General features: G+C 40.8%; 21 protein-coding genes and 1 pseudogene. 13 read left to right on the top strand and 9 right to left on the bottom strand.

Annotated elements, in window-relative coordinates; translation table 11 throughout:
• The first annotated feature begins 84 nt into the window (after positions 1-84).
• Positions 85-1,236, top strand: a complete 1,152-nt coding sequence (locus tag PJ15_RS04625; RefSeq protein WP_047428460.1) for a winged helix-turn-helix domain-containing protein — start codon at positions 85-87, stop codon at positions 1,234-1,236.
• Between the two features lie 205 nt (positions 1,237-1,441).
• Here the strand turns inward: PJ15_RS04625 and PJ15_RS04620 are convergent, their stop codons facing one another.
• Positions 1,442-2,692 (bottom strand): MFS transporter, encoded by a 1,251-nt coding sequence (locus PJ15_RS04620; RefSeq protein ID WP_047428457.1) that lies wholly within the window; start codon positions 2,690-2,692, stop codon positions 1,442-1,444.
• 56 nt (positions 2,693-2,748) lie between these two features.
• Positions 2,749-3,903: an acyl-CoA dehydrogenase family protein gene (locus PJ15_RS04615; RefSeq protein ID WP_047428454.1), complete on the bottom strand. Its 1,155-nt coding sequence runs from the start codon at positions 3,901-3,903 to the stop codon at positions 2,749-2,751.
• 329 nt (positions 3,904-4,232) lie between these two features.
• Here PJ15_RS04615 and PJ15_RS04610 point away from each other — a divergent pair, with 329 nt between their 5' ends.
• Together PJ15_RS04610 and PJ15_RS04605 are read left to right on the top strand one after the other, a co-directional pair.
• Complete coding sequence (locus tag PJ15_RS04610; protein WP_047428452.1) at positions 4,233-5,450, top strand: CaiB/BaiF CoA transferase family protein; 1,218 nt, start codon at positions 4,233-4,235, stop codon at positions 5,448-5,450.
• 161 nt (positions 5,451-5,611) lie between these two features.
• A complete protein-coding gene (locus tag PJ15_RS04605) occupies positions 5,612-6,457 on the top strand; it encodes an IclR family transcriptional regulator (RefSeq protein ID WP_005258332.1) in 846 nt (281 codons plus the stop codon).
• On the opposite strand, the pseudogene PJ15_RS04600 reads toward PJ15_RS04605, so the two are convergent.
• The 6 genes and pseudogenes from PJ15_RS04600 to PJ15_RS04575 form a co-directional block, all read right to left on the bottom strand.
• A pseudogene (locus PJ15_RS04600) lies at positions 6,450-7,662 on the bottom strand (MFS transporter). The gene PJ15_RS04605 and the pseudogene PJ15_RS04600 overlap by 8 nt on opposite strands.
• Positions 7,663-7,725: 63 nt before the next feature.
• A complete protein-coding gene (locus PJ15_RS04595; protein WP_047428446.1) occupies positions 7,726-8,568 on the bottom strand; it encodes an IclR family transcriptional regulator in 843 nt (280 codons plus the stop codon).
• Positions 8,569-8,677: 109 nt separating this feature from the next.
• The gene (locus PJ15_RS04590) at positions 8,678-9,883 is read right to left on the bottom strand and encodes a 3-oxoadipyl-CoA thiolase (RefSeq protein ID WP_047428443.1); all 1,206 of its coding nucleotides are present in this window, start codon (positions 9,881-9,883) and stop codon (positions 8,678-8,680) included.
• A 14-nt stretch (positions 9,884-9,897) separates the two neighbouring features.
• Positions 9,898-11,421 (bottom strand): 3-hydroxyacyl-CoA dehydrogenase, encoded by a 1,524-nt coding sequence (locus PJ15_RS04585; RefSeq protein WP_047428439.1) that lies wholly within the window; start codon positions 11,419-11,421, stop codon positions 9,898-9,900.
• Positions 11,422-11,482: 61 nt separating this feature from the next.
• On the bottom strand, positions 11,483-12,244 hold the full coding sequence (locus PJ15_RS04580) for an SDR family oxidoreductase (protein ID WP_047428436.1): 762 nt from the start codon (positions 12,242-12,244) through the stop codon (positions 11,483-11,485).
• Positions 12,245-12,273: 29 nt separating this feature from the next.
• Positions 12,274-13,062 carry an enoyl-CoA hydratase gene (locus tag PJ15_RS04575; RefSeq protein WP_047428434.1) on the bottom strand — a complete coding sequence of 263 codons (789 nt, stop codon included), beginning with the start codon at positions 13,060-13,062 and terminating at the stop codon, positions 12,274-12,276.
• Positions 13,063-13,373: 311 nt separating this feature from the next.
• On the opposite strand from PJ15_RS04575, the gene PJ15_RS04570 reads away from it, so the two are divergent.
• Genes PJ15_RS04570 through PJ15_RS04545 form a run of 6 tightly spaced genes read left to right on the top strand, consistent with a single transcriptional unit; the run spans position 13,374 to position 19,827 of the window.
• The gene (locus PJ15_RS04570) at positions 13,374-14,528 is read left to right on the top strand and encodes an acyl-CoA dehydrogenase family protein (protein ID WP_047428432.1); all 1,155 of its coding nucleotides are present in this window, start codon (positions 13,374-13,376) and stop codon (positions 14,526-14,528) included.
• 57 nt (positions 14,529-14,585) lie between these two features.
• Positions 14,586-15,869, top strand: coding sequence for an MFS transporter (locus PJ15_RS04565; protein ID WP_205620023.1), 1,284 nt, complete (start codon positions 14,586-14,588; stop codon positions 15,867-15,869).
• A gap of 47 nt (positions 15,870-15,916) precedes the next feature.
• Positions 15,917-16,585: a 3-oxoacid CoA-transferase subunit A gene (locus PJ15_RS04560; protein WP_047428426.1), complete on the top strand. Its 669-nt coding sequence runs from the start codon at positions 15,917-15,919 to the stop codon at positions 16,583-16,585.
• Positions 16,585-17,238 (top strand): 3-oxoacid CoA-transferase subunit B, encoded by a 654-nt coding sequence (locus PJ15_RS04555; RefSeq protein WP_047428423.1) that lies wholly within the window; start codon positions 16,585-16,587, stop codon positions 17,236-17,238. Before PJ15_RS04560 ends, PJ15_RS04555 begins: the two co-directional genes overlap by 1 nt.
• A 37-nt stretch (positions 17,239-17,275) precedes the next feature.
• Positions 17,276-18,592 (top strand): outer membrane trimeric porin-like protein DcaP, encoded by a 1,317-nt coding sequence (dcaP, locus tag PJ15_RS04550; protein ID WP_047428420.1) that lies wholly within the window; start codon positions 17,276-17,278, stop codon positions 18,590-18,592.
• A 17-nt stretch (positions 18,593-18,609) separates the two neighbouring features.
• Positions 18,610-19,827 carry an MFS transporter gene (locus tag PJ15_RS04545; protein WP_047428417.1) on the top strand — a complete coding sequence of 406 codons (1,218 nt, stop codon included), beginning with the start codon at positions 18,610-18,612 and terminating at the stop codon, positions 19,825-19,827.
• Between the two features lie 20 nt (positions 19,828-19,847).
• On the opposite strand, the gene PJ15_RS04540 is transcribed toward PJ15_RS04545, so the two are convergent.
• On the bottom strand, positions 19,848-20,297 hold the full coding sequence (locus PJ15_RS04540) for a PaaI family thioesterase (protein ID WP_123774942.1): 450 nt from the start codon (positions 20,295-20,297) through the stop codon (positions 19,848-19,850).
• A gap of 303 nt (positions 20,298-20,600) precedes the next feature.
• Between PJ15_RS04540 and PJ15_RS04535 the strand changes: the two genes are divergently transcribed.
• The 4 genes from PJ15_RS04535 to PJ15_RS04520 all read left to right on the top strand — a co-directional run bounded on the left by PJ15_RS04535 (position 20,601) and on the right by PJ15_RS04520 (position 24,993).
• A complete protein-coding gene (locus tag PJ15_RS04535) occupies positions 20,601-22,403 on the top strand; it encodes an acyl-CoA dehydrogenase C-terminal domain-containing protein (RefSeq protein WP_047428410.1) in 1,803 nt (600 codons plus the stop codon).
• A gap of 43 nt (positions 22,404-22,446) precedes the next feature.
• A complete protein-coding gene (gene paaG, locus PJ15_RS04530) occupies positions 22,447-23,235 on the top strand; it encodes a 2-(1,2-epoxy-1,2-dihydrophenyl)acetyl-CoA isomerase PaaG (protein ID WP_047428408.1) in 789 nt (262 codons plus the stop codon).
• An 82-nt stretch (positions 23,236-23,317) separates the two neighbouring features.
• Positions 23,318-24,073, top strand: a complete 756-nt coding sequence (locus tag PJ15_RS04525) for a class II aldolase/adducin family protein (protein WP_047428405.1) — start codon at positions 23,318-23,320, stop codon at positions 24,071-24,073.
• Positions 24,070-24,993, top strand: a complete 924-nt coding sequence (locus PJ15_RS04520; RefSeq protein ID WP_047428402.1) for a 2-hydroxyacid dehydrogenase — start codon at positions 24,070-24,072, stop codon at positions 24,991-24,993. The genes PJ15_RS04525 and PJ15_RS04520 overlap by 4 nt, the downstream gene beginning before the upstream one ends.
• Positions 24,994-25,008: the final 15 nt, after the last annotated feature.

The raw sequence follows: 25,008 nt of genomic DNA, 5'->3' as shown, positions 1-25,008 counted from the left end.
GAATGTGATAATGTGAGATGAAATCAATTCACTCATTTCACGACCATTTGTATGGTTTGAGAACATAAGATCAACGATAAATTTATGCTGTCATTATTAAAAGGTTTGGCCTTGTCCCATCAAGGTCTGGAAAAAAATAATACATTCGGTGAAGGATTATCTGGAACACTGAACGCGATTGAGCATCTCGGTTATGTGCAAATAGATACTATTTCAGTGGTTGAGCGTGCGCATCATCATGTCCTATGGAATCGGGTGCCAGATTATCAGTTGAGTCATTTAAATCAGTTAGTGAAAGATCAGCTTATTTTCGAGCATTGGGCACACGCAGCCTCTTATCTGCCGATGCGGGATTATCGTTATGCCATGCCCTTGATGAATGCGATACGAAAGGGTGAAAGTCGCTATTTCAAAAGTGATCCGCGTTTGATGAAGGAGATTCTGGCTCAGGTTAAAGCAGAAGGAAAAATTCAACTGCGAAATATGCAGAAGGAGAAGCGGGAAGGCCCAGCAGGTTGGTGGAATGCTGGTCCAAGTCGTAAGGCGCTTGAGCAGTTATTTATGCAAGGTGACTTGATGATCTGTGAGCGTAATGGCATGGAGAAAGTCTTTGATCTGACTGAACGCTGTTTGCCACAAGGGATTGATCTCAGCACACCGACGTTGCATGAATATGCGCATTATTTATTGAACATGAACATACGCGCACACGGTGTATTTACATGGAAGCAGTTATTGCATTTAAAAGGAAAAGCGTTACGTGAGGTGATGCGTACCGTATTGGATGAACATATCGATGCAGGGTTAGTAAAGCTCCTGAAACTGGAAAATGGACAAACGATTTATGCAGCCAGTGCAGTATTAGAACATGACCCCATTATTCAAGCACAACTCAAAATATTGTCTCCTTTCGATAATCTGGTGATTCATCGAGAGCGCTTGAGTAGCTTATTTGACTTTGATTACCGTATTGAATGTTATGTGCCAGCTGCGAAAAGACAATATGGTTATTTTTGTTTACCGCTGTTATATGCAGATCGGTTTGTTGGGCGGATGGATTGCAAAGTGCATCGCCGTGAAAAGAGATTAGAGCTGATTCATCTGCATTTAGAAGATCCGAAGATGCAGGATCGAGAGGCATTCATCAACGCTTTAGAGCTGGAATTACAACGTTTTGCTGTGTTTAATCAGTGTACGAGTGTGGATGTAGGGGAAATTAGACATTTAATAAGCTAAGCTGTTAAATAATTTGGGGAGTTTATTTTTAAACCTAGCCCTCGAGAGGACTAGGTTTACCTAAAAAGCTTAATCGAAGAATGAGAAACACTCTAACGTTATTGGGTAGGAGGAGTATTCTCCTGCATGAATACATTTAATATTTAAGCGTATTCAAGTCATCATGCATTTTCATGCCACCCCATGATGTTCTGGAATATCTTATTTAAGAATTTTGTGGGTCATATTGTTTTTCCTTAATAAATAGTGCTGGAATCACACCACAAATCAAGTAAGCAGCACCCATCACCACAAAACCTAAACCAATAGAACCGCCAGAAGCCAAGAAACCAATGGTTGCAGGGGCAAGTGCTGCGCCTAAACGGCCAACATTATAAGCTCCGCCAATAGCTGTACCGCGAATGGCTGTAGCAAAGCTTTCGGTCATATAGGTCGCGTTTACGCCATAAGGGATACCATAGAGGAAACCGAAGGTCACCAGTAAATATAGAATGTTGCTTGGAGAGTTATAAAAAACAATCAAGGGTAAGAAAATAGCAGTACCAATCGCGCCAAAAGCATAGGTAAAACGACGACCTAATTTATCCGCCATCATTCCAGCCAGAACTTTGCCGAGAATCATTGCGGTATAGGTGCCCACCATATAAGCGGTCATTTCCTTAAACTTCATACCCAGTTCACTTTCCAGATATGAAGGCATCCAGTTATTCACGCCGTAATAACCAAATTGTAGGAAACCTGCGGTTAATGCCCATAAGATAAACATATTACGATTGCGTTTATCTTGAAAAATCAGTTTAAAGGCAGAGGTTTTTTCGGTATTGGCTGTTGCATCGTATTGTTTTAATCGAGACTGTTGCCATGCTTCTGGTTCTGGAACAAACATATGCATTAATACAGCAATAATCACTGGTACAATTGCCACGTAAAACAGCATACGCCAACCATGATCTGGAATAATCCAGCCTGCTAGCAGGGTCGCCACAATATATCCGACGGTCCAACCTGCCTGTAAGGTTCCGAGTACAGTTGTGCGATAACGTGTTGGTACATATTCCGCCATGAGGGTATTACAGGCGATATAGAGTGAACCAAGGCCAAGTGAGGCAAAAAATCTTAGGATTCCGAATTGCAGAAAACTTTGGGTAAAACCTAAGCCACAAGTTAATAGCGAAAAGGTGAGAATAGAAATAACAACGATGCGGACACGTCCAAACTTGTCACATGCCCAACCACCAAAAATCCCGCCGATGGCCATACCAGCCAAAGTAAAACTACCGAGCATACCTGCCTGAACTGAGCTTAAGCCAAAATCTGCCTTAATACTGTTTAAGCTGTAAGACAGCAGCATAAGATCCGCACCATCGACCAACAAAGCCAGAAATGCAAAAATAAAAGCAATTTTCCAGGTATGTGCTTGTATTGGTGAGCGAGGTGTACTGTAGAGTGTAGCCATAATCCATTACCTACATTTGATTTAAAGCACCTTAAGTCGTTTAAAGTGCTTGGGAGTCATGAAGAAGCTGCTCGAATCATGTTTCGGGCAATAATTATTTGTTGAACTTGCGTGGTTCCTTCATATAAACGGAACAAGCGGACATCTCGATAAAAACGTTCAATCGCATATTCACTGATATAGCCTGCACCGCCGTGAATCTGTACGCAGCGATCTGCAACTCGGCCACACATTTCAGTGGCAAACATTTTGGCGCAAGATGCTTCTGTACTGACGTTTTGTCCGATGTCACGTAATCGCGCAGCGTCAAGCACCATACATTTGGCCGCATAAATTTCAGCTTTAGAGTCAGCGAGCATGGCTTGAATCAGTTGAAATTCGGCAATCGGCTGACCAAATTGTTTACGCTCCATGGCGTAACTCAATGCATCATCCAGCATTCGTGTGGCTGCCCCGACACTAAGTGCCGCAATATGGAGTCGGCCTTTGTCTAGAACTTTCATGGCAGTTTTAAAACCAACACCTTCGATTCCACCAATTAATGCCGAAGCGGGAACACGACAGTTTTCAAAAATCACATCACAGGTATGGGCACCTTTTTGCCCCATCTTTTTATCGCGCTTACCAAGAAAAATCCCCGAAGTTTGACTATCGACAATAAATGCAGAAATGCCACCAGCACCTTTAATATCAGGATTGGTTCGCGCCATCACTGTAAAGACGCCAGCATGGGGTGCATTGGTAATAAAGCGCTTGGTACCATTTAAGACATAGAAATCGCCATCTTTCACTGCCGTGGTTTTTAAGGCTGCTGCATCTGAACCAGCGTCTGGTTCGGTTAAGCAAAAAGAGCTAATCACTTCACCACGTGCTAAACGAGGCAGGAAAAAAGATTTTTGTGCTTCTGTGCCATCAATAATTAGACCGCTAGAGCCAATCCCATTGTTGGTGCCGATCAGAGAGCGAAAGGCTGGGGAAGTACGGCCAAGCTCGAAAGCAATATAGACTTCTTCTTCCATCGTCAGCCCAAGACCATCGTACTGTTCTGGAATGGTCAATCCAAACAGGCCAAGCGCTTTCATTTGCTCAATAATATCTTTTGGAATTTCATCTGTTTCAGCGACTTCATTCTCACGAGGAATTAAAACACCTTCAACAAACTGCCGAATCATATCGACCAGTTGGTTCAGTGTTTCCTGATCTCGAATCATAGTCATATCCTTTGTACAAGCAGCTAAAAACAAAAATACGATGTTCGTAAAATCATCAATATTGATGCGATAGTAATCAAAGGAATCGCACAAAACAATATATTTTGAAAATAAATTTCGCAATGCGATATATTGTTTGTGTTTAATGGTTTCTAATCTGTTGATTTAATTAATCTATATTTATTGAATAAAAATCATATTTTTTGATAGAAAATTAAGGTTTGATTTTTTAAAATCTTGTTTGTATATTAAAAATATATATCGCTATGCGAAACTTATATGAAGTAAGTTTTCCTATAGGAAATTAAGCACAGGTGAGTGGGATAAACATGGGCGCTTTAAATGGAATTCGTGTACTTGATTTGAGTCGGGTACTGGCTGGACCGTGGTGTGGGCAGATACTTGCTGATCTGGGTGCGGAAGTGATTAAGGTGGAACGACCAAAGGTGGGAGATGATACCCGATCATGGGGACCCCCTTGGATGAAGGATGATGCTGGATCTGACACGCGAGAAGCGGCTTACTATCAGTCGACAAATCGTAATAAGCTCTCAGTTGCAATCGATATTGCCACTTCTGAAGGACAGGAACTGATCAAAGCTTTAATTCAGGATACAGATGTTGTCATTGAAAATTATAAGGCTGGTTCGCTGAAAAAATATGGGATGGATTATGCTGCATTGTCAGCAATCAATCCGGGTCTGGTCTATTGTTCGATTACGGGTTTTGGACAAGATGGTCCACGTGCAGAAGAGCCTGGCTATGATTTTATTATTCAGGGAATGGGTGGGCTGATGTCCATCACAGGTGAAAAGGATGATTTAGCAGGGGGTGGCCCACAAAAAGTAGGTGTGGCATTTTCTGATCTGGCGACAGGACTTTATTCGACCATTGCTATTCAGGCGGCTTTACTGAACCGCCATGCGACAGGTTTAGGTCAGTATATTGATATGGCGCTGCTGGATGTGCAGATTGCCACTATGGCCAATCAGGGAATGAACTATCTGTCCTCTGGGAAAGTCCCTGTACGTTATGGTAATGCACACGCCAATATTGTGCCATATCAGGTGTTTAAAGCTGCTGATCGTGATTTTATTATTGCGTGTGGCAATGACACTCAGTTTATTCAACTCTGTCGAAGTATTGGTTTACCCGATTTACCAAATGATGCGCGTTTTACCCGAAATGCGGACCGAATCAAGCATCGTGATGAAATTATTGGGATTTTATCAGCGCATTTTTTAACAAAGACAGCAGATGAATGGGTTGCTGCTATTTATGCAGCTAAAGTTCCTGTTGGAGTGATCAATAATCTGGCACAGGCTTTTCAAGAGCCGCAAGTGATTGCAAGAAAAATGCTGGTTGATATGCCGCATCCGCAACGTGAAAAGCTCACCGTGATTGGATCGCCGATCAAACTTTCAAGAACGCCAGTTGAGTATAAAACTGCGCCACCTTTATTGGGTGAGCATACTGATACTATTTTAACCCGGGTTCTTTCTCAGGAAAAACTGGATGAATTAAAGCTGAAAGGAATTATTGGATAACGAATGTAGCAAAGTCAAAATGCATCTGTATTTTGACTTTGCTTTTTGATTGTACTTAACTTTGTTGTTTAGATATTCATGGATGAGCTTTAACTGTTTATTATAGAAAAAATAGATTATAATTTTCGCAGTGCGAAACAAATATTTAGATTGGTAAAATCATGAATGATGCCGTAGATGCAGAACAAACAGAAAAATTATTAGCGCCTTTAAGGCATGAGTTGTTACATCCGATTGAAGACATGCAAGATGAAAATGACCGCCAATTTATTACGGCTTTAGCTCGTGGTTTAGAGCTGCTACGCTGCTTCACTCCAAAACACCAGCATCTGGGCAATCAGGAATTGGCACAAATGACAGGTTTGCCGAAGCCAACGATTACTCGTCTCACGCATACTTTGTCTCGTTTGGGATATATCAAGCAAGTCCCGAATTCGAGCAAATTCCAGCTCTCTGTGGGTGTCTTGGCTTTTGGTTATTCCATGCTGTCCAATGTATCGATTCGTTCTATTGCGCATCCTTATATGAAGAATTTGGCTGACTATGCAGGTGCTGCGGTTGCAATGGCAACACGTGATCGTTTGAATATGATTTATCTGGATGTGGTACAGGGCAAAGGCAATATGACCATGCGCCGTCAGGTCGGTACTTATTTACCGATTCATTTGAGTTCGATGGGGCGTGCTTGCCTAGCTGCAATGCCTGAGGATGAACGAGAATTTTTACTTGATGCGATTCGCAGCAAGCATAAAGAAGACTGGATCAAGATTAACCGTGATTTAGATAAAGCCTTTAAAGACTATCAGGATTTTGGCTATTGTTTTTCAGTGGGTGAATGGCATAAAGATGTCAACTCGGTTGCTGTTCCATTAATTCATGAACAGCATGGTTTACTGGTATTTAACTGTGGCGGTCCAAGTTTTATTATGAACCGTGAGAAGCTTGAAGAAGATATCGCACCACGTCTTTTACATATGGTGAATAATATTCGTACCGAAATTAGTTAAGCACGTTCTTCATTTTAAAAAAGCCAGCATCATATTTATGCTGGTTTTTTTGCATCACACAAACAATAATAAAGACATAGCACGGCAAAAATTAAGCCTAAAATACAGACACCTATCCATCCGAAGTGTTTCCAAGCATAGCTTCCCGCTGTTGTGCCTAATGCGCCGCCAGCAAAGTAACCTGTCATATAAATCGCGTTAAATCGTGAGCGTAATTCTTGATTAAGTTTAAATACAATACTTTGATTAGTAACATGAACAGCAGAAAGAGAAGCGTAGAGAATGAGTAAAGCAATAATATAAAAGGCGAAATGATAGGGTAACAGTGAAAAAAGTATCCAACTTAAAATTAGCCCAATGCCGCAATAAATCGAAATTTTATGAATATAGCCTTGATCAATAAATTTGCCTGAGAAATTGGCAACGAACGTTCCTAACACGCCAACAAAACCGAAAAGGCCAATGGTAAAGTCGCTAAAAAAATAGGGTGCTGGAGCCAGAAGCAACGACATGGTGGTAAAGGTTAAACTCACACAAGCAAATGTAAAACCACCAATATAAGTTCTGGTTCTTAAACGCCGATTTTGAATAAAAATCTGTGGTAAAGAGCGAATAGTTTTTACATAGTTTTCAGATTTGGTTGGTGGAAATAACCCGATATTACGATGCAAAATAAAGGCAATAACAAGTAATAGAAAACCACTGACCAAATAAATAATATTCCAAGCGAAAAGTGTAGACATAAGCCCTGAAAGGGAACGGGCGAGTAAAACACCCATCATCAGTCCGCTTAGTAAAAAGCCAACCACACGGCCGCTTTGTTGAATCGGAACCAGACTTGCAGCAAGGGGCAATAACAGTTGGGCTGAACTGGAAAATAGACCAGTAATGACGGTGCCAAGTAGTAAAAGATAAATATTGTGCGAAAAACCGCTAATAATTAATCCACTTGAAGCCAATAACATAAAGATAAATAGTAGCTTGCGCTTTTCTATTATGTCCCCTAATGGCATTAAGAAGAGTAAGCCACATGCGTAGGTGATTTGGGCTAGAGTGGGCACCCACGCTGTAGTTGTTTCAGTTAAATCTAGGCTTACACTAATTGAGTGAATGAGTGGCTGACTAAAATAATTTCCGCCTGTACAAATGCCTGCAGCAATTGCCATTAAAATAATGGTTGGGGTATAGAGTGCGTTTTTCATCATGCCTTAGTCATAATGAAAGTGGAATTTTAATCAACTCAACCATGATTGTTTTAAGCACGATTGTTAGTGCGTTTCATTCAAGGCATCTTGAATATTGTGCACCATGTGGATTAAACGTGGTCCAATTTCACCTTCAAGTTTTTCTGGATTTAAATGAAAACTTGGCGCACCACAGTTAAAAACATAAAGACCGTGTTTGGAGCTGACCAAAGGTACAGCCACCGAGTTCACTTCTTTATGCCACTCGCCTAAAGACAAACAATATCCATAATCTTGGTAATCACGGAAAGCTCGTTCTAAAGAGCGTTTTATGGCTGGCCAGTTTTCGGAATTCTTTTGTTTCAGTGCATCGAGTAGAAAGTTGCGTTCACGTTCAGGAGTTGCAGCTAAACAAGCTCGACCCATTGAACTACTATGGAGTGGTAAGGTTGACCCAATTGGACGGCGCATATTTAATGCAGTTTCAATTTGTACAACATCGATATACACCATATTTAATCGGTCACGCGTTGCCATCGCCACAGGAGCCTGAACATACTGACTCAATTCTTCCATATATTGATGAGCAATATTACGAATCGAGATATTAGATAATGCTGCATATCCTAAAGATAAAACACCAATGTCTAATGTGTATTTAGTTGAGTTAGGCAATTGTTTTAAATAGCCTAATGACACAAGGGTATTGGTAATACGTGCAATGGTCGGTTTAGGTAAACCCGTCATTTTTGCTAATTCTTGGTTACCAAGCACCTGATTATTTGCAGAAAAGCATCTTAAAAGTTCTAAACCGCGTGCTAAAGAAGCAATAAATTGCGGGTTGTTTTCCCGATGTATATGCGAAATAGGATCTAAACGTATCTCATCAAAATTTATTGGTTTTTCAGTTTCCATGTTTTGAGACATTCGATCCTCAAATATAATTAAAGCAATAGTTTTGCCATTATATTTCGCTCTGCAAAATAAATCCATTCATCACTGCGCTGTTGTGATGAATGGATATCGGGTTCAACGTTTATGCAACGTTTTCAATCACCATTGCAAGACCTTGACCTACACCAATACAAAGGCTCACCACAGCATATTTCTTTTTACGGCGAATTAACTCACGAGCTACTGTTAAGCTAAGACGAGCGCCAGATGCACCAAGTGGATGACCAACCGCAATCGCACCACCGTTTGGATTTACACGTGGGTCATTAAAATCAACATTTAAGCCTTTTAAACAAGATAAAACTTGTGAAGCAAAGGCTTCATTAATTTCAATAATATCCATGTGATCTAAAGTAAGACCAGCACGCGCAACGGCTTTCTTAATAGCTTCGATTGGGCCTGCACCCATAATGCGCGGTTCAATACCCGCAGCTGCGGCTGATAAGATTTTTGCCATTGGTTTTAGGCCATATTTTTGACCGGCAGCTTCTGAACCAATCAAAAGTGCTGCTGCACCGTCATTAATCCCTGAGGCATTACCAGCTGTAACCACACCACCTTCAAATAGAGGTTTTAACTTTGTGAGTGCTTCAACAGTTGAGCTTGGGCGAGGGTGTTCATCTTCTGAAACGAGTTTAGGCGGTAATTTTTTGCCTTGGAAAACCTCAATTGGAGTAATTTCATCAGCAAAGAAACCTTCTTCTTTGGCTTTTTGATATTTGGCTTGTGATTGAGCTGCAAATAAATCAGCTTGCTCGCGGCTAATACCAAAGTCGGCTGCAACGTTATCACCCGTTTCAGGCATTGAATGTCCGCCGTACTGAGCAATAATTTTTTTATTTGGAAAACGAGATCCAATGGTAGTGTCATAAATTTTTGCATCACGGCTATAAGCACTTTCGGCTTTACCCATTACAAAAGGTGCGCGCGACATACTTTCTACACCACCTGCGATATAGAGCTCGCCTTCACCACAAGTAATTGCACGTGCCGAGTCAATTACGGCACCTAAACCACTAGCACATAGACGGTTTACCGTCTGGCCCGGTACAGTGACAGGTAAGCCGGCAAGTAATAATGCATTTCTCGCCACATTACGACTATCTTCACCCGCTTGATTGGTGTCCCCTAAAATCACATCTTCAATATCCGCGCCCGGCACACCAGTTTTTTCTAGTAGTTTTTGAATGACAGTTGCGGCTAAATCATCAGGACGAATTGAGGCAAGTTCACCTGCATGACGGCCAAATGGACTGCGTAAACCATCATAAATATATGCATTTAACATTGAGAAATTCCTTTTCAAGACTCGTGAGTAAAAGTAAGAGGTAAATGAAGTGCGACACGACGCTGTAACCACGGACTAGGGCGATAGCGCGGGTCATGCGTAAGTGCTGTTATACGGTTCAGAATGAGTAAGATTTTTTCGCTACCGACTTGATCGCCCCATTCAATTGGTCCAAACGGATAACCTAAACCAAGACGCACCGCGGCATTAATGTCATCTACCGTGGCAACATTTTGCTGGGCAATATCACAGCCTAAATTAATGACCATTGCTAAAACGCGCTGCGCAACAAAGCCAATACTTTCATTAATCATGCTCACCAGATTTCCATCTAAATTGAAAATAGAGTGAGCTGCCTGACGATATTCAGGTTTGGTAATGAGTGAAGGCATTAAGGTACGATGCTTTGCAGTGCCATAAAGCATGTCTATAGCAACGGCTTGTTCTGGGTTAACCCCTAGGCGGATCGCCGCTTGGGTTGTGTCTTCACCGTAACAAGCGAGTAAACATAAGCTATCTGTTTGAGGTTTGGGGTTGATGTCTAGAGCAATATTTTGCTGAGTTAAATAATCTTCGAGCTGTTTTTTATCATCTAAGAAATCTGCCGCAATCCAAACTTTGGGATATTGCGTTAAACGCTCTACAAACTGAGCAGGTTGTTCACCTGTTTTTGAACCAGTTTCATAGTTATAAAAACCTTGATTAACCTTACGTCCAAGTTGTTTGGCATCTAGCATTTGCTTGGTCAGCGGGTTCGGTTTGTAGCGCGCTTCTTCATAGTACTGGTGATAAATCGACTCCATGACGGGATGAGAAACGTCAAGGCCAGTTAAGTCGAGTAATTCAAATGGACCCATTCTAAAACCAACGCCGTCACGTAAAATTCGGTCAATTTCACTAATGTCACAGACGTTCTCATTTAAAATTTTGAGCGCTTCGGTTCCATAAGCTCGACCAGCGTGATTAATAATAAATCCAGGGGTGTCCTTCGCTACAACAGGGCGATGACCAAATGCGCGAGACAGATCGTTTAATGCATCAATAATAAGTGGATCAGTTTTTAAACCACGAATGACTTCGACTACTTTCATGAGCGGAACTGGGTTAAAGAAATGATAACCCACCACACGTTCAGGTTTTTTGCAGTTTGCAGCAATGGCTGTAATAGAAAGAGAAGAGGTGTTTGAGGCTAAAATAGTATTATCCGAAACAACGTCTTCAAGCTGCTGCATTAAGCTTTGTTTGATATCGAGACGTTCAACAATTGCTTCTACAATGAGGTCGCAATTTTTTAAATCTTCAATTTGATGAGCAACAACTAAATGGTTATTTGCCGCTGCTGCTTGCTCAAGTGTAATTTTATTTTTGTCGACTAACTTTTGAAATGTAGCAGCCAGTTTTTCTTTAGCCTGTTCTGCTGCACCTGCTTTGGCATCATATAAATAAGTGGTATGACCTGACTGTGCAGCAATTTGAGCAATGCCACTGCCCATAATACCGACACCAATCACAGCCATACTTTTAATATCATAAGTCATGTCGATCATCCTGATGATTAATCTATATTTGAAATTAAACGGAAAAATAGGGTTGGGTGATTTAGCTTAAGCATTGTTTATCACCATCAATCGGTAAGATTTGACCTGAAATAGAGCGTCCGCTATCTGAGGCTATAAATAGGCATAAATCTGCAATATGCTTTGGATTTACAAAATATTTGAGCGACTGATTTTTCAGTGCGTTTTGAGTCACTTCTTCAAGTGAAGTATGAGCTACATCGGCACGTGCCTGTAATACACGTTGAACTCGATCACCATCTACCGCACCCGGAAGAATAGCGTTAACTCGAATATTGTCTGCACCGAGTTCCATAGAAAGCGTTTTGGTAAAACCAATTAGCCCCCATTTTGAAGTGGAATAAGCCAATCGGTACGGATAGCCTAAGCGGCCGGCAATAGATGACATATTAATAATCACGCCTGCTAGTGCTTTTTTAAAATAGGGAATGGCTAACTGGGTAATTAAAAAAGTGCTATTCAGGTTTAAATTAATCACCGTGTTCCAATCATCAAAACTTAGTTCATCTGCTGCAACAGTCGGGCCCGAGATGCCTGTGTTATTGACTAAAATATCAATACCGCCAAGTTTCTGAATTGCTTGGCTAAACATCAGTTTAATTTGCTCATGATCAGCCAAATCACACGTATGTATATGCAGCTTAGGATAATCTTTCTGAAACTGTTCTAGGCTTTTAGCACTAATATCACAAACAAAAACTTCATCATTGTTGTTTAAAAATGCCTCGGCAATGCATCGTCCAATCCCTGAACCACCTGCACTAATTAATACTTTTCTACTCATTTTCATTCCTTTGTTATTATCGTTTTAAATTATTTACCTTGATAAGACGGCTTACGCTTCTCGATAAAAGCTTGAACGCCTTCATTTTTATCTTCGGTAGAAAACAGTAACTGGAATGCTTTCCGTTCTAGAGTTAAGCCTGCATTTAATGGCACGTCTTCGCTCATGAGTGCAACTTCTTTAATTTGTTGCAGGGCAATAGGAGGCATTTTTGCGAGGCTCTGTGCCATTTGAATCGCAGTTGGAATGGTTTGGTCGTCTTCTGTGACTTGTGAAACAAGACCAATGATAAAAGCTTCTTCGGCTTTCACCATGGCACCCGTCATAATCATGCGCATGGCATGAAATTTACCAACTGCGCGGAACAAACGTTGTGTACCACCAGCACCTGGCATTAAACCGACTTTAATTTCCGGTTGACCAAAGGTGGCGCCTTTACCTGCAATAATAATATCGGCATGCATTGCAAGTTCACAGCCGCCACCTAATGCATAACCATTTACAGCAGCAATCACAGGTTTAGGGCACTGGGCAATCGCGTTCCAATAACGTTCTGTATGACGCAATAACATTTCTGTGGAGGTTGCGGTTGCCATTTCTTTTAAATCTGCACCTGCGGCAAAGACTTCCTCACCACCTGTGAGTACAACAGCATTGATCTCATCATTAAAAGTTAATTCGGTAAAAGCTTGTGCTAATTGTTTGCGAAGCTCTGTATTCAGTGCATTTTTTGCTTCAGGTCGGTTTATTTTTACAATCGCTACTTTTTGAATAGAAAAGTCAACTTCTACGAAATTATTCCCTGTTAATACACTCATTTTTGAATTCCTTGTTTCGCATATCAAAACTATATTCCCTTTATGATGCTTATTTTGGAATTTATTTCAAGTCTTATTTAGCTTGTTCTAACGATTATGAATTGTGAAACAATCTAAGTGTTTGATATTGCGTAATGGTGTGTTTTTAAATTTCGTTAAACGAAATTAATTTTCAAAAAAGCTTGAAATTTGTGTTTTTGTTCTCGTACTATGAAACGCATCCACAGTAAACAAGATTTAAAACATGGTATCCAGACAAGCTGGAGATAGCTGATGGGTACGATGGAAATACATAAAAAAGGAGATCACAGATGATCCGTGATGAAGGGATGTTGGAACAGTTACTTTCAACAATTCGAGATTTTGTAAAAAATGAATTGATCCCTCGTGAAAACGAAGTGGTAGAGAAAGACAAAATTCCAGATGACATTGTGCAGCAAATGCGTGAGCTAGGTTTGTTCGGCCTAACAATTCCCGAAGAATATGGTGGCCTAGGCATCACCATGGAAGAAGAAGTTAGAGTTGCATTTGAACTTGGACAAACTTCACCGGCTTTTCGCTCTTTAATTGGCACTAATAATGGTATTGGTTCTAGTGCGATTTTGATTGATGGCACAGAAGAGCAAAAGCAAAAATATTTACCACGTTACGCAAGTGGCGAAATTATTGGTTCATTTTGTTTAACTGAGCCTGAATCTGGTTCTGATGCGGCTTCTTTAAAAACCAGTGCCATAAAAGATGGCGATTTTTATGTATTAAACGGCACCAAGCGTTTTATTACCAATGCACCTCATGCTGCAACTTTTACCGTAATGGCTCGAACCAATCCTGAAATTAAAGGGTCTGGTGGCATTTCAGCTTTTTTAGTTGAGGCCAATACACCAGGCATCACGTTGGGCAAAATTGACCAAAAAATGGGGCAAAAGGGTTCGCACACCTGTGATGTCATTTTTGAAAATTGCCGTGTGCCTGCTTCTGCATTGATTGGTGGGGTAGAAGGTGTCGGTTTTAAAACGGCCATGAAAGTGCTTGATAAAGGGCGCTTGCACATTGGTGCATATAGTGTGGGTGTTTCTGAGCGTATGTTAAATGACGCATTGCACTATGCAATTGAGCGTAAACAATTTGGTCAGCCCATTGCGAACTTCCAGTTGATTCAGGCCATGCTTGCTGACTCAAAAGCCGAGATTTATGCGGCCAAATGTATGGTTTTAGATGCAGCCCGTCGCCGTGATAATGGCGAAAACATTAGCACAGAAGCATCTTGCGCGAAAATGTTTGCAACTGAAATGTGTGGACGCGTTGCTGACCGCTGTGTACAGATTCACGGTGGTGCAGGTTATATCAGTGAATATGCCATTGAGCGTTTTTATCGCGATGTACGTTTGTTCCGTTTATATGAAGGAACCACGCAAGTTCAACAAATTATTATTGCCAAGAACATGATTAGGGAAGCGACTACCTAATAAAAAATAAATGCCATGAGGCATTGGATGCCTCATGTTCCTTCAGAGGATATGGACATGACAACAGAAACAGTTGCACAAAATACGGTTAGCAGTGAAGCTATCCAGACACCAAAAAAAATTTGGATTACCGCATTTATATTCTCTTTTTTAACATTGTTGTGTGATGGGGCAGACTTAGGTTTTTTGGCATTGAGCCTGACCAGTCTTAAAACAGAATTTCATTTAACCGGTGTACAAGCTGGAACGTTAGGCAGTTTAACACTTTTAGGTTCAGCAATTGGTGGCCTGATTGGTGGTTGGGCATGTGACCGTTTTGGACGGGTCCGCATTATTGTGTTCTTTATTGCTTATTCTTCAGTTTTAACCAGCGCACTGGGTTTTACTGATTCTTATATGCAATTTGCAGTTTTAAGAACTTTTGGAGCGATGGGCTTAGGCGCGCTCTATATTGCTTGTAATATTTTAATGTCAGAAATGGTGCCAACCAAACATCGCTCGACTGTTTTGGCTACTCTCATGACGGGTTATACCTTAGGTTCTTTGTTAGCGACTTTATTGGCAGGGCATATTATTCCTGAACATGGCTGGCGTTTCCTGTACTGGATTGCAATTACGCCTGTAGTATTGTCAGTTTTAATGCACTTTTGTGTACCTGAACCTGAATCATGGAAAAAATCTCGTCAATTAAAAGCGCTAGAAGTCGCTCAAAGTAGCCAACCTAAAAAACGTCAAAACCCATATCTTGAAATTTTAAGAGATAAGAAACATGGCACCATGTTTGTGCTTTGGATTATTAGTACGGGCGCATTGCAGTTTGGCTATTACGGCGTAAGTAACTGGTTACCTGCTTATTTAGAGTCTGATCTTGGCATCAAATTTAAAGAAATGGCCATGTATATGGTCGGTACCTTCCTGATTATGATGTTTGCCAAAGTGATTGCAGGGATCGTTGCCGATAAATTAGGACGTCGCGCTGTATTTGCTTTCGGAACCATTGGTACAGCCTTATTTATTCCAGTCATTGTCTATTTAAATACACCAACCAATATTTTATGGATGATGCTGTTCTTCGGTTTCCTTTACGGTATTCCATACGCAATTAATGCCACCTATATGACAGAAAGCTTCCCGACGTCTATCCGAGGTTCGGCAGTGGGCGGCGCTTATAACATTGGCAAAGTGCTTTCTATTTTCTCTCCATTAACAATTGGTTATTTATCACAGAACGGTTCTATTGGCTTAGGGCTTTTGGTGATGGCTGCGGCTTATTTTATCTGCGGGGTAATTCCATTGTTATTTATCAAAGACCGACTATTTAACCCGCAAAAGGCAGAGTGACAGATCAATCTGTCACCTTAAATTAAGGATGAAAAGGGACAAGTGAGATGATAAATAAAATCACCAGTGACATTGAACCGATTTTAAAAGCGATTCCTGATGGAGCAACCATCATGACAGGTGGGTTTGGTGTAACGGGGCAACCTGCTGAATTAATTGAAGCCTTAATTGATTTAGGAAAAAAAGAACTCACCATTGTAAATAATAATGCAGCTTCTGGTGATCGTGGTCTAACCAAGCTCATTATTGCTGGCTGTGTTAAAAAAATGATTTGTTCATTTCCAAAATCTGCTGGATCAACCATTTTTCAAGACTTATATCGAGCGGGAAAAATTGAGTTGGAACTGGTTCCGCAAGGTAATTTGGCATGTCGTATTCAGGCAGCAGGTGCTGGCTTAGGGGCTATTTTTACTCCGACTGGCTATGGCACTAAAGTTGCCGAGGGTAAAGAGACCCGCACCATTAACGGTAAAAACTATGTACTTGAATATCCACTTGAAGCTGATTTTGCACTGATTTATGCCGATAAAGCCGACCGCTGGGGCAATTTAACTTATCGTAAAGCAGCCCGCAATTTTGGCCCAATTATGGCAAAAGCCGCCAAGACCACAATTGTTCAAGTGAATGACACCGTAGAGCTAGGAACGCTTGATCCAGAGTGCATTATTACACCGGGAATTTTTGTTCAGCACGTTGTAAAAGTAGGAGATATCTAATGTCAGTTCAAAAGCGTTCTCGTGAAGATATTGCCAAACTCATTGCCAATGACATTCCGGAAGGTTCTTATGTCAATTTAGGCATTGGCTTACCGACCAATGTTGCTAAATTTTTGCCAAAAGACAAAGAAATCTTTTTACATTCGGAAAATGGTGTCTTGGCTTTTGGTCCACCACCACAACCTGATGAAGAAGACCAAGATTTAGTCAATGCTGGAAAAGAACTCGTCACTTTATTAGATGGTGGTTGTTTTATGCACCATGGCGACTCGTTTGACATTATGCGTGGTGGTCATCTGGACATTTGTGTGATTGGTGCATTCCAAGTTGCTGTAAATGGAGACTTGGCAAATTGGCATACTGGTAAAGCAGATGATGTGCCGGCAGTTGGCGGTGCTATGGATTTGGCAGTCGGCGCAAAAACGATTTATGTCTATATGGAACATGTCACTAAAAAAGGTGAGTCCAAAATTGTAAAAGAACTGAGCTACCCAATGACGGGTGAGCAGTGTGTCAATCGTATTTATACCGATTTATGCATTATTGAACTCAAAGACCAAAAAGCTTATGTCACGGAAATGGTGGAAGGCCTAAGTTTTGATGAATTACAAGCAGTCACAGACTGTGAACTAATTGATGCACGTGTAGCCTAAATACACATGGAAAAAACGCTTCTTTAAGGATTAAAAGATGAAAAAATTAATTTTAGCTGCAGCTTGCGCTGCGGCCTCAGGGACTATTTTTGCAAATTCTTCAGACACCACAGAACAAAGAATTAATTTGCTAGAAACCGAGCTGCAAAAATTAAAAGCAGAACTTGCTGCTCAAAAACAAACTCAAAATAATTTACAGGTCAAACAGGTAAAGATCGAAGAGAACATCGAAAAAACTAAAGCGACTGTCACAGAGAAGCCCGTTGCTCCTTCGTGGGTCACTTGGACGGATAATGTGAAGGTTTACGGTATTGCCCGACTAGATGCAGCAGTTGATTTTAAGTCTTCTCCAGATTCAGGCGGTAGAACCACAAATAGTATCTATCGAACTCCATTTGAAAGCGCGCAACGCTCAAACCATTCCCGTTCGGATGCCATGATTAATGCAAGCCGATTAGGCGTTTATTTTAATAGCCCAAATAAAGATGTGACGGGAAATATTGAAGCCGATTTCTTTGATAGCTCTAACATGGGAACTGGTGATGGGAAGTTTCGTATTCGCCATGCTTATTTTACCTATAAAGACTGGACCTTTGGTCAAACTTGGTCATTGATGTCTAATATGGAAACTCGAACGGAATCGGTCGATTACACCCAGTTTATTGGTACATCGTATACACGCACACCTCAGGTGCGTTATGACTGGAAAATTGATCAGAATCATGATTTGAAAGTGGCATTTGAATATACGGGGTCACGTGTTTCCGCTTTTCCAACATTGACGGGTCGATATACATTTAAGCAAGGACCGTTAATGGCATTGGCCCAAGGCTTTGTGAACGAGAAATCTGTAGATGTGGCAAAAGACACGGTTAAAAAAGTGAGTTGGGGTGCCGGTGCGGGACTTAAATATCAACTCACACCACAACAGTCGGTACAAGCAAATTATCAATATATTGTCGGCGATCAAAAATTTATGCCGTACACCACCCAAAGTGGTTTGGCAAATTCAACAAATTTAAATGCCGCGGGGGATTTCTCTTTAGATCAGGATAAAACCGATTTAATGATGAATAAGCTAAACAGTTTTAATCTTGGTTATTCGTATAAATTCAATGATCAATGGCGTGCCAATGTATCAGCTTCGCTATTTGAATATGATGACAACACTGAATATGCCAAACTGAATCAGGATGCTAACAAACGCTTAACCGATTACGCTGTCAATGTCTTCTATTCACCTGCCGAGCAAATCGATATTGGTATGGAATATCATCAAGGAAAACGTGAGGTATTTGATGGGAGAACGGCGGATGTGTCACGCCTTAACTTTGTGTCGATGTATAAGTTTTAAAAATAAGGCAAGGGAACATGGATAAAATAGCTCGGCTAGATACAGACGCGATATTGTCAAAAAGCTTTATTTTTATCATGGCAATGACATGTGGAATTTGTGCGGGTTCAAACTATTATAACCAGCCCTTAATCTATTCAATTGCAGAAGCATTAAAAGTCAATGCCGATCAAGTTGCTTTAACCATTGTGATTAGCCAACTGTCATATGCAGTTGGCCTTTTTATATTGGTTCCCTTAGGAGATTTTTTTGAAAAGCGAAGTTATATTTGCTTGCTTATGTGTTGTACAGGCCTTGCACAAGTAGGGCTATCCTTGAGTCAAACCTTGCCAGTTTTATATGGCTTTACCTTCTTAGCAACATTCTTTTCTATTGCAACTCAAGTTTTAGTTCCTTTCGCCGCAGGTTTAGCTAGCCCACAAAAAAGTCCTCAAGTTGTAGGCACTCTCATGAGTGGTTTGTTTTTGGGAATATTATTGGCACGTTCTATTGCTGGCTTACTTTCTACAGTTTGGTCTTGGCATGCGGTTTATTTAATTAGCGGAATCGTCATTTTGGTGTTTGCATGGGTGATGTGGATGAAGTTGCCAGTTGCGCGAAAATCCCACCAACTCAATATTCTACAGATTTATGGTTCATTATTTTCATTAGCAGCTCATCAGCCTCATTTGCTACGCCGTGGTTTTGCCGGAGGAATTGGCTTTGGAATTTTGGCTCTGATTTTTACCACGATGACTTTTATTTTGGCGAATGCGCCTTATCACTTTAACGATTTCCAGATTGGTTTATTTGGAGTTGTTGGACTGGCTGGCGTATTTGCGACCCCTTGGGCAGGTAAGAAAATTGCGGCAGGGCTTGAAAATAAAATTGCAGTGATTTGTATGGGGCTATTAATAAGTGCATGGATACCACTATTTTTTGCCCAGCAGTCTCTGGTGGCTTACGCTGTTGGGGTTGTTATGGCTTATTTCGGTTTGTCGGCATTTCATGTTTTAAATCAAAATCTAGTCTATCGAATTTCGGCGGAAGCGCGTTCCCGTATTAATTCAATTTATATGACCTTATATTTTGGTGGAGCCGCCTTAGGTTCTTTTATTGCAGTGTATGCGTGGAAACATTGGGGATGGGAAGCGTGTGCTGCTTTAGGTATGGCGATGGCAATAACGAGTTTCTTGATTGATCGCTTAGATTTTTATGAAATGGGCAAGATTGCAAAGCAAGAAAAAGCTCCATAAGCAGGAGCTTTAAAACTTTATTATTTGCGAATAATCATTAAGGTTGCCGAGGCAAAGGCATACACTTTGTCATTCTCATCTACGATTTTACCTTCGGTACTAATAATATTACGGCCTGCATTAATCAACTCGGCTGTCGCATAGTAAGACGTGTCAACTTGCATGGGGCGAATCATTTTTACATTTAAATCAATGGTTCCATAGCCAACGCCATGTTCAAGTAAAGTGTGAGCTGCACTACCTGTTGCTGTATCTAAAGCTGTGGCACAAAAGCCGCCGTGTACACCGCCTTGTATATTTCTATGTTCTTTGCGAGGGGTAACTTTATAAGTCGCTTTACCTTCGGAAACTGCAACGAGTTCCATCGGTATCGTGTGAGCCATAGGAGAAGGAGATACCTCACCATTTTTTAAAGCGGTTAAAAACTCAAGACCTGTGTATTTCGGGCTTTCCATGAATCGTCCTTGGATGATTAAGCAATCTAACCACAATACTATAAATTGTATTTTTACGGAATAAAATTTTGCAATACAAAATTTAAAATTATTCTTATAAACAATATCCGTTATTTTATTTCTAATATTTGTACTTTAAAACATGAACTTACATTTTATACCTATATTTGGGTGACAATAATTTTATTAAATTAGTGAAAATATATTTTGCTATAAGAAATTTTTTGATATTTTGGTGAGATTGAAACAATAAAAGTCTATTCAAGGAAAAAACGATATCTGCTTATCACACAGGCAGTAACGTGAAAGGGAAAAACTATGCCTTTATACAAAGCTCCATTACGCGATATGCAATTTGTGCTGCATGAAATGCTTCAAACAGAACAGAACTATCAAGGTTTAAGTAAATATCAGGAAAGCGTAAATCGAGAATTAATTGATCAATATTTAGAAGCAGCAGCAGATTTTTGTGAAAATGAGTTGGCACCGATTAACCAAAATGGTGATCAGGAAGGGTGTCATTTAAATCAAGGCGTAGTCACAACGCCAAAAGGTTTTAAAGAAGCCTATCAAAAATATGCCGAGCTTGGATTTACCTCATTAACTGCTGACCCAGAATATGGTGGGCAAGGCTTGCCTACATTGTTGCGGATCGCTATTTCTGAAATGTTATGTGGTTCTAATTGGGCGTGGGCAATGTATCCGGGTTTGTCTCATGGCGCAATGAGAACCATTGAGCATCATGGTACTGAGCAACAAAAACAGCAGTATTTGACTAAACTCATTAGCGGAGTCTGGACTGGAACCATGTGTTTAACCGAATCACATGCGGGTTCGGACCTTGGATTAATTAGAACAAAAGCAGAACCAAATCCGGATGGTAGCTACTCCATTACGGGGGAAAAGATTTTTATATCGGCGGGTGAACACGATCTTTCTGAAAATATTATTCATATTGTTTTAGCTCGTTTGCCTCAGGCACCCGCAGGGACTAAAGGTATTTCTTTATTTATTGTGCCTAAATTTAATATGGATGATGATGGTAATTTAGAAGACCGTAATAAAGTCGTCTGTAGCGCGATTGAACATAAAATGGGTATTCATGGAAATGCCACCTGCGTACTGAATTTTGATGGTGCGAAAGGTTATTTGATTGGTCCTGTAAATCGCGGGCTCAATTGTATGTTTACCTTCATGAATACCGCCCGTATTGGAACCGCAGTACAAGGACTCGCTGCTTCTGAAATTTCATTTCAAGGCGCTTTAGCTTATGCAAAAGATCGCTTGGCAATGCGTTCTTTATCTGGAGCAAAATGTCCTGATAAAAATGCGGATCCCATTATTGTTCATCCTGCTGTACGTTCCATGTTAATGACGCAAAAAGCATTTTCAGAAGGTGGACGTGCATTAGCCTATTTTCTGGCTCAGCATGTCGATATTGTTGAGACTTCAGATGATCCCGAGCAGCGGAAAATGTCGGATGAGTTATTGGCCTTTTTAACTCCAATTGCCAAAGCATTTTTAACTGAATCGGGGAATGAATCTGCCAAGCATGGGGTGCAGGTCTTTGGTGGGCATGGGTTTATTGTTGAACATGGGATGGAGCAAATTGTACGTGATGCAAGGATATCCACCTTATATGAAGGCACGACCGAAATTCAGTCTTTAGATTTACTGGCGCGCAAAGTACTGAAGTCTGATAGAAAACTGCTAAAAAACATGACCGATTTAATTGAACAGTTTATTGCGACGAATCAATCAAATACAGCATTGTCTGCTTATACGGAAAAACTGGCTGAATTGAAGCAGCAGTGGTTATCTATTACCGAAGACGTTGCACAAAAAGCCAAGCAAAATCCTGAAGAAATTGGTGCCGCTTCAGTCGATTATCTGTATTTTTCTAGCTATGTGGTATTCGCCTATCTTTGGGCACGTATGGCACAAGTTGCCCATGAAAAACTGGCTGAAGGCACGCAAGAACAAAAATTCTATCAGGCCAAACTCAGCACAGCGAAGTTCTTCTTTCAGAAGCTATTACATCGTACACAAGCACATGCGGCTTCTATTGCTTCTGGAGCAGAGTCAGTGATGGAACTTGATGAAGACGCCTTTTCATTCTGAGTCTGGTCCACGGATTGTAAATTTTTTCAGAGAGTAGCGAGAAATGGATTTTGAACATATTTTGATTCGTCAACACAACCGTGTCGGGTATTTGACGCTTAATCGCCCAGAAGTGCTGAATAGTTTCAATGAACAAATGCACCTTGAAATTGCGGCAGTTTTAGACCTGTGGGCGGTTTCTAAGAAAGTAAAAGTTATTGTGATTTCTGGCGCAGGCAAAGGTTTCTGTGCTGGACAGGATTTAAGATCAAGAAGTCATGATGTCATTGCTGCACAAGATTATGATGCAGGCGCGGCTTTAGAAAAATTCTATAATCCGCTGGTACTTAAAATTACAGATATGACCAAACCTGTAATCGCTGCTGTGAATGGTGTGGCTGCTGGTGCTGGTGCGAATTTGGCTTTAGCCTGTGATTTGGTGGTGGCGAAACAATCTGCTTCATTTATACAGTCTTTTTGCAAAGTTGGTTTAATTCCTGATGCAGGTGGCACATGGAATTTACCGCATTTGATCGGTTTGGCCCGTGCAAAAGGGCTCACTATGTTGGGTGATAAGTTATCTGCTCAAAAAGCCTTGAATTGGGGATTGATTTGGGAGGTTTACGAAGATGAACTTTTCGAAGCGAGTGTTACCACATTGGCTGAACAGTTAGCTGAGCAGCCCAGTAGTTCGATTGCATTGATTAAAAAAGCTTTAAACTGCGCAACAGACAACAGCTTTGTTGAGCAATTGCAGCTGGAGCGTGAATTTCAACGTATTGCAGGACAATCAGATAACTATAAAGAAGGAGTGACTGCCTTTATGGAAAAGAGAAAACCAGACTTTAGCTAGAAGTATTAGATATTAATAATATTTAGTTCTGGAAAATGAAAACGGTACTTTAGGTCGGAAGTACTTCAAATAGGGATATAACATGAGTCTAAAAGAGATTGTATCGACAAATGAATGGGATGCTCGCTGTCAGTTAGCAGCCTTATATCGGTTAATTGCTTACTATCGGATGACAGATCTTATTGATACCCATATCAGCCTACGTGTACCAGATGAGAATGGACATTTTCTGATTAATCACTACGGCATTCCATTCGAAAAAATGAAAGCCTCTGATTTGGTTAAAATTGATGGTGAAGGCAATATCGTAGAGCATTATGATGCAGGTAAAACGGTTAATGTTGCTGGTTTTGTTATTCATTCAGCATTGCATGCCGCTCGTCCCGACGTTCACTGTGTGATTCATACTCACACCGCAGATGGAATTGCAGTTTCAGCACAGAAGCATGGTTTGTTGCCAATATCGCAACACGCACTAAAATTTTATAAAAAAGTCAGTTATCACGAATATGAAGGTGTCGCACTATCGACTGAAGAGAGGACACGACTGGTGCAGGATCTGGGTGATCATCGTGTCATGATTTTAAGAAATCATGGATTGTTGGCAACAGGAGATAGTGTACAGCGTGCATTTCATGAAATTTATTTTTTAGAACGTGCATGTCAGGCGCAAATTAAGGCACTTGCAGGTGGGGCAGAATTGCATTTTCCTTCCGAACTGGTATGTGAACATACAACCAAGCAGTTCGAATCAAAAGGTGTGGAACAGATTATTTTAAATGCCTGGAATGCGGCCTTGTCTTTAATTGAACAGCAGCGTGAGGAATACTGCGCATGATTGTGATTTCCACTACTGTACCAAAAGTTCAAAAATGGCTTGAAGATGCCTTTTTACAATACGCACCACAAGGCTCCTATTGCCTAGCCGACAGCGAACAGGCGATTTATGCAACGACTGCTGTGTCGTGGTTTCCAGATTTAGATCATTTAGAAAAGTTGCCTGAATTAAAATTGATTCATTCGATGGCGGCGGGCGTTGAACACCTCAATTTAGATCGAATTGGCACACAATATAAAGTATGCCGGGTAGTTGATCAGCTTCATCAAAAGGGAATGTTCGATTATTTGCAATGGGGCGTTTTATATTATCAACGTTTTTTTGATCAGGCATTTGTACAAAAGCGGCAACAACGTTGGCGGCAGTATCCGCAACGAGAACATGCTGAATTGAAAATTGGAATTATGGGCTTGGGGCAAATGGGTGGATATATGGCCGAGCAATTTGCTGCGCTCGGTTATCAAGTGTCTGGTTGGTCTCGTAGCCCGAAAAATATTGCACATGTGAGCTGTTATGCAGGTGATGAAGACTTTGACACGTTTTTAGGACAGGCTGAAATTCTTATTAATTTATTGCCACTTACGGAAAGTAATCAAGGTATTTTATCAAAATCTTTATTTGATCAGCTTCCTGAACAGGCCTGTATCATCAATTGTGGCCGTGGTCAGCATCTAGTTGAGCAGGATTTAATAAATTATCTGGATTCTGGACGTTTACGTGGCGCGATTCTGGATGTTTTTAGCAAAGAACCCTTAGTTGAAAATCATCCACTTTGGCAACATGAAAAAGTGGTGATCACGCCACATGTTGCTTCACATGCACCATGGTCGGTTGTGGTGAATCAAATTTTAGAAAATGATCAGCGTGTTATTCAAGGGCAAGCATTATTAAATCAGGTGGACACTTTGAAGGGGTATTAATGGATAAATATTCTC

The sequence above is a fragment of the Acinetobacter sp. neg1 genome, from assembly GCF_000788125.1.
GTDB lineage: Bacteria > Pseudomonadota > Gammaproteobacteria > Pseudomonadales > Moraxellaceae > Acinetobacter > Acinetobacter vivianii.
This window is presented reverse-complemented; position numbering and strand designations above follow the sequence as displayed.

Bases quoted from the DNA above. Each gene is read 5' to 3' on its own strand.
- PJ15_RS04555 (WP_047428423.1), top strand. From the start codon at position 16,585: ATGTCAGTTCAAAAGCGTTCTCGTGAAGATATTGCCAAACTCATTGCC.
- PJ15_RS04545 (WP_047428417.1), top strand. From the start codon at position 18,610: ATGGATAAAATAGCTCGGCTAGATACAGACGCGATATTGTCAAAAAGC.
- paaG (WP_047428408.1), top strand. From the start codon at position 22,447: ATGGATTTTGAACATATTTTGATTCGTCAACACAACCGTGTCGGGTAT.
- PJ15_RS04615 (WP_047428454.1), bottom strand. From the start codon at position 3,903: ATGATTCGAGATCAGGAAACACTGAACCAACTGGTCGATATGATTCGG.
- PJ15_RS04590 (WP_047428443.1), bottom strand. From the start codon at position 9,883: ATGTTAAATGCATATATTTATGATGGTTTACGCAGTCCATTTGGCCGT.
- PJ15_RS04595 (WP_047428446.1), bottom strand. From the start codon at position 8,568: ATGTCTCAAAACATGGAAACTGAAAAACCAATAAATTTTGATGAGATA.
- PJ15_RS04610 (WP_047428452.1), top strand. From the start codon at position 4,233: ATGGGCGCTTTAAATGGAATTCGTGTACTTGATTTGAGTCGGGTACTG.
- PJ15_RS04535 (WP_047428410.1), top strand. From the start codon at position 20,601: ATGCCTTTATACAAAGCTCCATTACGCGATATGCAATTTGTGCTGCAT.
- PJ15_RS04520 (WP_047428402.1), top strand. From the start codon at position 24,070: ATGATTGTGATTTCCACTACTGTACCAAAAGTTCAAAAATGGCTTGAA.
- PJ15_RS04570 (WP_047428432.1), top strand. From the start codon at position 13,374: ATGATCCGTGATGAAGGGATGTTGGAACAGTTACTTTCAACAATTCGA.
- PJ15_RS04575 (WP_047428434.1), bottom strand. From the start codon at position 13,062: ATGAGTGTATTAACAGGGAATAATTTCGTAGAAGTTGACTTTTCTATT.
- dcaP (WP_047428420.1), top strand. From the start codon at position 17,276: ATGAAAAAATTAATTTTAGCTGCAGCTTGCGCTGCGGCCTCAGGGACT.
- PJ15_RS04585 (WP_047428439.1), bottom strand. From the start codon at position 11,421: ATGACTTATGATATTAAAAGTATGGCTGTGATTGGTGTCGGTATTATG.
- PJ15_RS04620 (WP_047428457.1), bottom strand. From the start codon at position 2,692: ATGGCTACACTCTACAGTACACCTCGCTCACCAATACAAGCACATACC.
- PJ15_RS04625 (WP_047428460.1), top strand. From the start codon at position 85: ATGCTGTCATTATTAAAAGGTTTGGCCTTGTCCCATCAAGGTCTGGAA.
- PJ15_RS04525 (WP_047428405.1), top strand. From the start codon at position 23,318: ATGAGTCTAAAAGAGATTGTATCGACAAATGAATGGGATGCTCGCTGT.
- PJ15_RS04580 (WP_047428436.1), bottom strand. From the start codon at position 12,244: ATGAGTAGAAAAGTATTAATTAGTGCAGGTGGTTCAGGGATTGGACGA.
- PJ15_RS04560 (WP_047428426.1), top strand. From the start codon at position 15,917: ATGATAAATAAAATCACCAGTGACATTGAACCGATTTTAAAAGCGATT.
- PJ15_RS04605 (WP_005258332.1), top strand. From the start codon at position 5,612: ATGAATGATGCCGTAGATGCAGAACAAACAGAAAAATTATTAGCGCCT.
- PJ15_RS04565 (WP_205620023.1), top strand. From the start codon at position 14,586: ATGACAACAGAAACAGTTGCACAAAATACGGTTAGCAGTGAAGCTATC.